This is a genomic window from Streptomyces sp. NPDC059524 (assembly GCF_042749255.1).
Taxonomy (GTDB): Bacteria; Actinomycetota; Actinomycetes; order Streptomycetales; family Streptomycetaceae; genus Streptomyces; species Streptomyces xanthii.
The window spans coordinates 16,377-26,022 of sequence record NZ_JBHYTK010000023.1 but is presented as its reverse complement, the minus strand read 5'-3'; the positions used below and the strand labels follow the sequence as shown (position 1 = coordinate 26,022).

At 71.2% G+C, this 9,646-nt stretch carries 7 protein-coding genes and 1 pseudogene; 4 read left to right on the top strand and 4 right to left on the bottom strand.

What is annotated here, in order from left to right:
• Window positions 1–118: 118 nt before the first annotated feature.
• Both ACFW9D_RS09670 and ACFW9D_RS09665 read left to right on the top strand, forming a co-directional pair.
• A pseudogene (locus ACFW9D_RS09670) lies at window positions 119–442 on the top strand (fatty acid--CoA ligase family protein); the annotation flags it as partial.
• A gap of 183 nt (window positions 443–625) precedes the next feature.
• Entirely contained in the window at window positions 626–2,491 is a 1,866-nt protein-coding gene (locus ACFW9D_RS09665) for a serine/threonine-protein kinase (protein ID WP_384619749.1), read from the top strand.
• Here the strand turns inward: ACFW9D_RS09665 and ACFW9D_RS09660 are convergent.
• The 3 genes from ACFW9D_RS09660 to ACFW9D_RS09650 all read right to left on the bottom strand — a co-directional run bounded on the left by ACFW9D_RS09660 (window position 2,476) and on the right by ACFW9D_RS09650 (window position 4,324).
• Entirely contained in the window at window positions 2,476–3,132 is a 657-nt protein-coding gene (locus ACFW9D_RS09660) for a nucleoside/nucleotide kinase family protein (RefSeq protein WP_384619747.1), read from the bottom strand. The two genes, ACFW9D_RS09665 and ACFW9D_RS09660, sit on opposite strands and share 16 nt — an antisense overlap.
• A 3-nt stretch (window positions 3,133–3,135) precedes the next feature.
• The gene (locus tag ACFW9D_RS09655; protein ID WP_188337521.1) at window positions 3,136–3,501 is read right to left on the bottom strand and encodes a PH domain-containing protein; all 366 of its coding nucleotides are present in this window, start codon (window positions 3,499–3,501) and stop codon (window positions 3,136–3,138) included.
• Between the two features lie 109 nt (window positions 3,502–3,610).
• The gene (locus ACFW9D_RS09650) at window positions 3,611–4,324 is read right to left on the bottom strand and encodes a DUF4232 domain-containing protein (RefSeq protein WP_384619743.1); all 714 of its coding nucleotides are present in this window, start codon (window positions 4,322–4,324) and stop codon (window positions 3,611–3,613) included.
• A 176-nt stretch (window positions 4,325–4,500) separates the two neighbouring features.
• Here ACFW9D_RS09650 and ACFW9D_RS09645 point away from each other — a divergent pair, with 176 nt between their 5' ends.
• Window positions 4,501–5,802: a helix-turn-helix domain-containing protein gene (locus ACFW9D_RS09645; RefSeq protein WP_384619740.1), complete on the top strand. Its 1,302-nt coding sequence runs from the start codon at window positions 4,501–4,503 to the stop codon at window positions 5,800–5,802.
• Window positions 5,803–5,815: 13 nt separating this feature from the next.
• On the opposite strand, the gene argS is transcribed toward ACFW9D_RS09645, so the two are convergent.
• Entirely contained in the window at window positions 5,816–7,585 is a 1,770-nt protein-coding gene (gene argS / locus ACFW9D_RS09640) for an arginine--tRNA ligase (protein ID WP_188337520.1), read from the bottom strand.
• Between the two features lie 195 nt (window positions 7,586–7,780).
• Between argS and lysS the strand changes: the two genes are divergently transcribed.
• On the top strand, window positions 7,781–9,535 hold the full coding sequence (gene lysS / locus ACFW9D_RS09635; RefSeq protein ID WP_223206013.1) for a lysine--tRNA ligase: 1,755 nt from the start codon (window positions 7,781–7,783) through the stop codon (window positions 9,533–9,535).
• The last annotated feature ends 111 nt before the right edge of the window (window positions 9,536–9,646 follow it).

Genomic DNA, 9,646 nt, shown 5'->3' with positions numbered 1-9,646 from the left:
GTTGAGTGGGTTAAGTTTGTTTGGGGGTGTATCCCCGCCCCCCCCCCCCCCGCCCCGACCCCCCACCCCCGGCCGGGGTGCGGGGCCCCCGGGGGGGGGGGGGGCTGGGCCCCCCCACGGCTACCTCCGCATCACCGACCGCATCAAGGACATGTTCATCGTCGGCGGCTTCAACGCCTACCCCGCCGAGATCGAGCAACTCCTCGGCCTCCACCCCGACGTGGCCGACGTCGCGGTCGTCGGCATCCCCGACGGCCGGCTCGGCGAGGTCGGCAAGGCGTACGTGGTCCGGCGCCCCGGGGCCGTGACCACCGCCGACGACCTCATCGCCTGGTCCCGCCGCGAGATGGCCAACTTCAAGGTGCCGCGCGAGGTCGCGTTCGTGACGGAACTTCCGCGCAACGCCAGCGGGAAGGTGGTGAAGCAGAAACTGCGGACCTGACGGTGATCCCCGTAGTGCCTTGGTTCCCCGACGCGCGATGACAGGTCGCGGTTCCGTCGTCGAATGTCGGCCATTGTGGAACAACCCTCATCTCTTGATCCGTTCACCGCTCCACTTTCCGCCAACACCCCTTAGCCTGTGGGCCGTTCGTGACTGAACGGCAGTTGACGGGGGAGGCGGGACATGACCGGTCCGCAGGGCGACAACGAGAACGAGAACGAACGCGGAAACGAGAACGAGGGCGACAGCACACCACCCGGCGGCATCAAACCGCTGAAGTTCACCGACCCCACCCGCATCGGCCCCTATCTCCTCCTGGGCCGTCTCGGTGCGGGCGGCATGGGTCGCGTCTACCTGGCGCGTACCGAGGGCGGCCGGACGGTCGCGGTGAAGGTGGTGCACGAGGAGCACGTGCAGGACCCGCGGTTCCGGGCGCGTTTCCGGCGCGAGGTGGACGCGGCGCGCCGGGTCGACGAGCGGTACACGGCACCGGTGCTGGAGGCGGACCCGGATGCCGAGACTCCGTGGGTCGCGACCGGTTACGTCCCCGGCCTGTCCCTCGAACATGTCGTCCGGGACCACGGTCCGCTCCCCGCCGACTCGGTGCGCCGCCTGGCGGTCGGTCTGCTGCACGCGCTCGCCGACATCCACGAGGCCGGGGTCGTCCACCGCGATCTGAAGCCGCCGAACGTGATGGTCACGATGAGCGGCCCGAAGGTGATCGACTTCGGTATCGCCAGCGCGGTGCAGGCTTCGGTGGAAGCGCTGCTGACCAGTACGAACATGGTGATCGGGTCGCCGGGCTTCATGTCGCCGGAGCAGATCCGGGGTGAGCAGGTCGGCCCGAAGACCGACGTGTTCACACTGGGCTGTGTGCTGATGTACGCGGCGACGGCGTCGCTGCCGTTCGGCCGGGACCTCAGCAATCAGCTGTCGGTGATGTACCGGGTGGCGAACGACGAGCCCGACCTCGACGCCGTGGAAGATCCGGAGCTGCGGGCGCTGATCGCCCGCTGCCTGATCAAGGACGAGGCCGAACGCCCCGCCGTGACCGCCCTGTTGGCCGACCTCGAAGGCACGCCGGAGCCGGGCTGCTCCCCGGTGTGGCTGCCGAACGACGTGGTCGCCCGGCTCGCGGTCCAGTCGGCGGCACTCCTCGACGCGGAAGCCGAACCCGTACGCGAACCCGCCCCCGCCGACCGCATGACGATCGACCTCGGCCCGGCCCCCGCCGCCACGGCCCCCTCCGATCCGGGGCGCCGCAAGCGCGCCGTGACCCTGCTGCTGCCCGCGGTCGTGGTCGTCGCCGTGACCACCACGACGGTGCTCACCCTCCAGCCCTTCGCCCGGGACGACACCGACCGTGGGGCACCCCCGGCCACCACGGGCCCCGCGACTCCCGGCGTCACGTCCCCGACGCCCTCCAAGGCGTCGCCGTCCCGCACGGGAAACAAGGACGACGACAAGGCGAAGGACAAGAACAAGGACACGGACAGGGCGGGGGACAAGCAGGGCGGAGGCGAGGAGGAGAACGCGGACCAGGGTGCCGGCGGCGCGTCGGGTGCCACGGGGGAGCAAGGCGGCGGCGCCGACTCCGGCGGCGACACGTCCTCCTCGGCGGGATCAGGCACGGACTCCGGCTCGGCTTCGGGGGGCTCCTCGAGCTCGGGCTCCGCGTCGACCTCCGGCGGGTCCTCCGGCGGCACCTCCGGTTCGGGCTCCGGGGGCTCCACCGGCAGCATCCCCGCCGCCTTCGTCGGCACGTGGAAACTCGACGAGGTCTACAACCAGGGCGTGGCCGGGACGGTCACGATCACCAGCGCCGGCGCGGTCCGGTACCGCGACTTCCCGTACAACAACTGCCCCTACGACGCGAAGGTGACCTCCGTCAGCGCCTCGGGCAGCAGCATCAGCGTGGGCGCGTCCCACCTCGTCGGATCGAACCCCGGATACTGCTGGACCCCCACCCAGGCGTCGACGTTCACGAAGGCGAGCGGCGGACTCGTCCAGAGGCTCTCGAACGCCGACTACCACTACAAGCGGGCCTGACGCAGCACCCCACCGTCCAGATCCACCACCACGTCGGCCCGCGACCGCCCGGAGGCCACCCGCCGGGCGTTCGCCTCGTCCGAGCGCAGGACCCAGGCGCGGGCCTCCTTCGGGGACTTGCCGAACTCCACGTGGCGGGCGACGAGACGGCTCACCCGCGTCGCCTCGTCCACCGCCACCCACCACACCTCGTCGAGGAGCGGCCGTACCTCGTCCGACCAGGGCGCCTCGTCGAGCAGCAGATAGTTCCCCTCCGTCACGACGAGCGGCACCTCCGGCGGCACGGGCAGCGCGCCCGCGACCGGCTGCTCCAGGTCCCGCTCGAACGACGGCGCGTACACCGTCTCGCCCGCCCGCGGCTCCCGCAGCCGCGCCAGCAGCGCCGCGTACCCGTACGCGTCGAACGTGTCCGGCGCCCCCTTGCGGTCCGCGCGCCCCAGCCGCGCCAACTCGGCGTCGGCGAGATGGAACCCGTCCATCGGCACCGACACCGCGGCCCCGCCGAGTGCCCCCACGACGGCAGCGGCCAGCGTCGACTTGCCCGCACCGGGCGGCCCGGCGATCCCGATGATCCGCCGGGCACCCGGCACGGCCAACGCCTCGGCGCGGGCCGCGAGTTCCGCCACGTACGCGTACGCCATCGGTCAGCGCGTGACGAACTGCGTCAGGATCGCCTGCACCTCATAGATGTCGACCCCCTTGGTGAAGGTCTTCTCGATCGGCGCCGCCGTCCCCGACACCCAGATCTTCAGCTCCGCGTCCAGATCGAAATGCCCCGCCGTCTCCACGGAGAAGTGCGTGATGCTCCGGTACGGCAGCGAGTGGTACTCGACCTTCTTCCCGGTCATCCCCTGCTTGTCGATCATGATCATGCGCCGGTCCGTGAGCAGAATCGCGTCCCGCACCAACTGATACGCCCCGTAGACCTGCTCCCCCTGCCCGAGCAACCGCGCGTACTCGTGCGCGGCCTTCCCCGGATCGATGGTGTGAGCGTTCCCGAACAGCGCCATGAGAGCCCCCGCGTGTCGTCCTGTTCCCCGGTCCTCCGGAGAACGGGCGGGGCCGTGGGCGAGTTCCCCGGAACCCCGCCCCCCCCTGCCGGCCCTGCCCCTGCCGGAGTCACCAGGACACGGCGTCGTCCAGGGACTGCTGCCAGTACGTCACCTTGAGGGAGTCGTCCACGTAGACGCCCTTCGGGGGGACGGACGGGGTGGCGCCGGAGGGTAGGCCCTCGCCCGAGCGGGACTGGAAGTAGACGGTCAGCGACTTCGCGGTGTAGCCGTTCGCGCCGCTGCCGTCGGCCGCCGAGAGGTTCACCGAGGAGTAGCCTGCCTCGCCCGGGGACAGCGTCACGACCGCCTGCGGCTTCGAGTCGGCGATCACCGGCGGGACGGACTGCGCCTCGCCGAACCTCACCGACGGGTAGCCGTAGAGGAAGCAGGGGCGGGTTCCGGTGTTGGTGACGGTGAGAAGCATGTGGTTCACGGGGCGGGTGAGGGGGGCCGCGACCGTCTTGGTGTTCGAGCCGTCGCAGGTGACCGGAGAGCTCTGGCCCGAACCCGCGCTCCCGCCCTGTCCCTTCCCGGATTCCCTGCCGGGCGTGGACGGGGTCTTCTCTCCCTGCGCCACACCGTCACCGGCCGCGGTGTCCGACGGCTTCGTGGACGCCGCCGGCTTCGCGTCGCCGGACGAGGACGACGCCCCCGCCGTCCCCTCGTCCTCGACGCCCGAACCGTCGTCGCACGCGGTCAGTGACAGCGCGGCCAGAGCGACGGTCGCCGCGGAGAGGAACAGGCGGGCGCGGGCGGTGCGGGCGGTACGGGTGCTGGTCATGTCGGTCGAGCCCCTTCGGCTTCCGGTGCGGGGTGGTGCTTGGATGACAGGAGCCTGCGCGGTGATCTGTCCCAGCCGCCACGCCCGCCGGGCAGTTGGGGACACTGGAACGCCGATACGGGCTCTGACCAGGAAGAACGCGTGTCCCCTGGAACGGTGGGACGGGACACGGGGGGATGGAGGAACAGGTGTCAGGGGGAACAGGGGCCGGCGCGGTGGACGCGGCCGACGGGTTCGCGGAGCTGCTGAGCGCGCTCAAGGACCGCTCCGGACTCAGCTACGGCACGCTCGCGAAGCGGCTGCACATGAGCACGTCCACGCTGCACCGGTACTGCAACGGCACGGCCGTCCCGACCGACTACGCGCCCGTGGAACGGCTAGCCCGCGTGTGCAAGGCGACCCCCGAGGAACTGGTCGAACTGCATCGCCGGTGGATCCTCGCCGACGCGAACCGGGGGAGCGGCAGCCGTAAGGCCTCCCCGTCCTCAGCTCCCGTACCGGCTCCCACCCCGGCCGAGGCTTCGGCGCCGTCTCCGGAACCGGTCCCCGACGAACCCCGGCCCCGCCGCCGCACCGCCCTGATCGCCGCCCTCACCGTCGCCGCCGTCCTCGGCACCACCGTCCTCGGCGTCAGTCTCTTCCGACGCGGCGGGGACGACTCCGACCGGCAGCAGGCGGCCGGAGTCCGGCAGTCCACCGCCCCGAGCGCCGCCACCTCCGTGTCCGCCTCCCCGCCCCCCTCCACCACCGACCGGCGCGAGAACGACAAGATCGACGGCAAGGACAAGGACGGGGATGGAGACAAGGACAAGAACCGCGACAAGGGGGGCGCCGCCGAGACCGGCGCGACCGAATCAGGCGGCGGCCACGCCACCGGCACCCCGTTCACCGTAGGCACCCGCCCCTACGTCTACGACCAGCCCTGCAGCCAGCATTTCCTCGTCGACAGCGAACCCGCCCAGGTCGGCCCGCCCGCGAACGAGGAGACCGCGGCCAAGTGGGCCTCCGCCTACGGCGCCGTCTCCGGCGGCGAACAGCGCGTCGCCCTCACCCTCCAGGGCACCGGCGCCGACACCGTCGTACTCGAGGCGCTCCACGTCACGATCGCCGGGAAGTCCGCCCCGCTCGCCTGGAACGACTACGCGATGGGCGTCGGCTGCGGCGGCGGCGTCGACACCAAGTCCTTCGACGTCCCCCTCGACGCCGGCAGCCCCACCGTCAGCGGCATCAACGGCCAGCGCGACTTCCCGTACAAGGTCAGCGAGTCCGACCCCGAGGTCTTCTACATCACCGCGCACACCAAGGCCCACGACGTGCGCTGGTACCTCACCCTCGACTGGTCCAGCGGCTCACGCCACGGCACCGTCCGCATCGACGACCACGGCACCCCGTTCCGCACCAGCGCCAACGAAGGCCGCCCAGGGTACGACTATCCCCTGGGCGGCAGCGACTGGATCGAACGCGTCGAACAGCAGTGACGGTGTCCCGAGGTCAGAGCTTCTCGGGCGTGCGGATGCCCAGGAGGGCCATGCCCTGATGGAGGGTGCGGGCCGTCAGGTCGCACAGGAACAGGCGGTTCTCCACGACCTCCTGGGCGGGCCGGGGCCGCACCACCGGGCACTGGTCGTAGAACGTCGTGTACAGCGACGCCAGCTGGTACAGGTACGCGGCCAGCTTGTGCGGCGCGTACTCGGCGGCGGCCTCGAAGACCAGATCGCCGAACGCGTCCAGGTGCAGGCCGAGCGCCCGCTCCGCCGGCTCCAGGGCCAGCTCCGGGTGGGCGACCGGGGCGTCACCCGCGTCGGCCCGGCGCAGGATCGACTTGATCCGGGCGTACGCGTACTGCAGGTACACCGACGTGTCGCCGTTCAGCGACACCATCTGGTCCAGGTCGAACTTGTAGTCGCGGTTCGCCGACGTCGACAGGTCGGCGTACTTCACCGCGCCGATGCCCACGTACCGGCCGTTCTCCACGATCTCCTGCTCGGTCAGGCCCACCTTCTCGGCCTTCTCCCGCACGACCGCCGTGGCCCGCTCGGCCGCCTCGTCGAGCAGGTCCTCCAGCTTGACCGTCTCGCCCTCACGCGTCTTGAACGGCTTGCCGTCCGCGCCGAGCACCGTGCCGTAGCCCATGTTGTGAGCCGTGACGTCGTCGCCCAGCCAGCCCGCGCGCCGCGCCGTCTCGAACACCATCTTGAAGTGCAGCGACTGCCGCACGTCCACCACGTAGATCAGCGACGTGGCGTGCAGGTTCTGGACCCGGTCACGGATCGCGGTGAGGTCGGAGGCCGCGTACCCGAAACCGCCGTCCGCCTTCTGCACGATCAGCGGGACCGGCTTGTCGTCCTTGCCCTTGATGTCGTCGAAGAACACCACGAGCGCGCCCTCGGAGCGGACGGCGACACCCATCTCCTCCAGCAGACGCGCCGTCTCCGGCATGCCCTCGTTGTACGCCGACTCACCGACGATCTCGTCGTCGCGGATCTCCATGTCGAGCTTCTCGAAGACCGAGTAGAAGTAGACCTTCGACTCGTCGACGAAACGCTGCCACAGGTCGAGGGTCTCCTTGTCGCCCGACTGGAGCGCGACGACCCGCTTGCGGGCCCGCTCCTTGAAGCCCTCGTCCGCGTCGAACACGGCACGCGACGCCTTGTACACCCGGTTCAGGTTCGACATGGCCTGCTCGCCGTCCGTGTCGGTCTCCGCGGACAGCTCGCCCGGGTTCTCGATCAGGTACTGGATCAGCATGCCGAACTGGGTGCCCCAGTCGCCGATGTGGTGCCGGCCGATCGTCTTCTCGCCCGTGAAGTCGAGCATCGCGCGCAGCGCGTCACCGATGACCGCCGAACGCAGGTGGCCGACGTGCATCTCCTTCGCCACGTTCGGCTGCGCGTAGTCGACGACCGTGACGCCCGGGATCTCCTTCAGCGGGACGCCCAGCCGGTCGCCGTCCGCGGCACGCGCGGCCAGCGTCTCGGTGATCGCCCGGTCGGCGACCGTCACGTTCAGGAAGCCGGGGCCCGAGACCTCGACGTCGGCGAGCAGGTCACCGGTCGTGATCCGCTCCACCACCTGCGCGGCCAGCTCCCGCGGGTTCGCCTTCGCCTTCTTGGCGAGGGCCAGGATCCCGTTCGCCTGGTAGTCGGCCCGGTCGCTACGTCGCAGCAGCGGGTCCGCGCCGCCGGCCTCCGGCAGGGCGGAAGTCAGGGCGTCGGCGAGGCGTGCGTTGACGTTGGCGGTGATGGACGTGACCGGGGCCATGGGTATGGGCTGCCGTTCTGGTCGGGGCTGGTTCTCGTTAGTCCCGCTCAGTATCCCACGGGGCGGCAACGGGGTTTTTCCGCAGATCGCCGGCGCCGCACGACAACGCGTTTCCCCCCAGCGCCGGGTAACTGGGAGAATGGCCGCAGCAGAGCTCACCCGCTTCACCGCATCGCAGAGAAGGACGACCGAATCGTGGCCCAGAGCACAGGCGCGGACACCCAGGACTGGGTGTCCCGTTACGCGGACGATGTCATCGCCGAGTCCGAGCGCCGCGCCCCGGGCAAACCGGTCGTCGTGGCCTCCGGCCTCTCCCCGTCCGGCCCGATCCACCTCGGCAACCTCCGCGAGGTCATGACCCCGCACCTGGTCGCCGACGAGATCCGCCGCCGCGGGTACACGGTGCGCCACCTCATCTCCTGGGACGACTACGACCGCTACCGCAAGGTGCCCAACGGCGTCCCCGGCACCGACGCGTCCTGGGCCGAGCACATCGGCAAGCCGCTCACCTCCGTCCCGGCCCCGGCCGGCTCGGAGTACCCGAACTGGGCGGAGCACTTCAAGGCCGCCATGGTCCAGGCCCTCGCCGACCTCGGCGTCGAGTTCGACGGCATCAGCCAGACCGAGCAGTACACCTCGGGCACCTACCGCGAGCAGATCCTGCACGCGATGAAGCACCGCGGCGACATCGACGCCATCCTCGACCAGTACCGGACGAAGAAGGACCCGAAGAAGGCCCCGAAGCAGCAGCAGGGCCAGAAGCCGGTCGACGAGGCCGAGCTGGAGGCCGCCGAAGGCTCCGGCGCCGCGTCCGAGGACGACGGCAGCGGCGGCACCGGCGGCTACTACCCGTACAAGCCGTTCTGCGGCGAGTGCGGCAAGGACCTCACCACCGTCACGTCCTACGACGACGACACCACCGAGCTGTCCTACACCTGCACCCTCGACGGCTTCACCGAGACCGTCCGCCTGTCCGAGTTCAACCGCGGCAAGCTGGTCTGGAAGGTCGACTGGCCCATGCGCTGGGCCTACGAGGGCGTCATCTTCGAGCCCTCCGGCGTCGACCACTCCTCGCCCGGCTCCTCCTTCCAGGTCGGCGGCCAGATCGTCGACCAGGTCTTCGGCGGCAAGCAGCCCATCGGCCCCATGTACGCCTTCGTCGGCATCAGCGGCATGGCCAAGATGTCCTCCAGCAAGGGCGGCGTCCCCACCCCCGGAGACGCCCTCGAGATCATGGAGCCGCAGATCCTGCGCTGGCTCTACGCCCGCCGCCGCCCCAACCAGTCGTTCAAGATCGCCTTCGACCAGGAGATCCAGCGGCTCTACGACGAGTGGGACAAGCTCAGCGCCAAGGTCGCCGACGGCACCGTGCTCCCCGCCGACGCCGCCGCCCACAGCCGCGCCGTCGGCACCGCCGCCGGCGAGCTCCCCCGCACCGAGCGACCCCTCGCCTACCGCACCCTGGCCGCCGCCGCCGACGTCACCGCCGGCGACGAGGAGCAGATCCTGCGCATCCTCTCCGAGCTCGACCCGGAGAACCCCGTCACCGACCTCACCCCCGTCCGGCCCCGGCTGGACAAGGCAGAGGCCTGGATCAGCAAGTACGTCCCCGCCGAGTCCCGCACCATCGTGCGCACCGAGCCCGACACCGAGGCCCTCGCCGGCCTCGACGACGCCTCCCGCGCCTCGATCGCCCTGCTCCTCGACGGCCTCGACGAACACTGGTCCCTCGACGGGCTCACCCACCTCGTCTACGGCGTCCCCAAGGTCCAGGCCGGCTACCCCGCCGACGCCACGGCCAAGGAACTCCCGGCCGAGATCAAGACCGCCCAGCGCAGCTTCTTCGCGCTGCTCTACCACCTGCTCGTCGGCCGCGACACCGGCCCGCGTCTGCCCACGCTCCTCCTCGCCGTCGGCGCGGACCGCGTGCGCAAGCTCCTCGCCGCGTAACGCTCCGCGCACAGCGGAAAGGGGGGGGGCGCGGCCCCCCCCGGGGCGCGCCCCCCCGGGGGGGGGCCGCGGCCCCCCCCCCCCCCTCGCCGCGGCCCCCCCCCGGGGGGG

Coding starts and splice junctions, on each gene's coding strand:
- ACFW9D_RS09665 (WP_384619749.1), top strand. CDS start 626: ATGACCGGTCCGCAGGGCGACAACGAGAACGAGAACGAACGCGGAAAC.
- ACFW9D_RS09660 (WP_384619747.1), bottom strand. CDS start 3,132: ATGGCGTACGCGTACGTGGCGGAACTCGCGGCCCGCGCCGAGGCGTTG.
- ACFW9D_RS09655 (WP_188337521.1), bottom strand. CDS start 3,501: ATGGCGCTGTTCGGGAACGCTCACACCATCGATCCGGGGAAGGCCGCG.
- ACFW9D_RS09650 (WP_384619743.1), bottom strand. CDS start 4,324: ATGACCAGCACCCGTACCGCCCGCACCGCCCGCGCCCGCCTGTTCCTC.
- ACFW9D_RS09645 (WP_384619740.1), top strand. CDS start 4,501: ATGGAGGAACAGGTGTCAGGGGGAACAGGGGCCGGCGCGGTGGACGCG.
- argS (WP_188337520.1), bottom strand. CDS start 7,585: ATGGCCCCGGTCACGTCCATCACCGCCAACGTCAACGCACGCCTCGCC.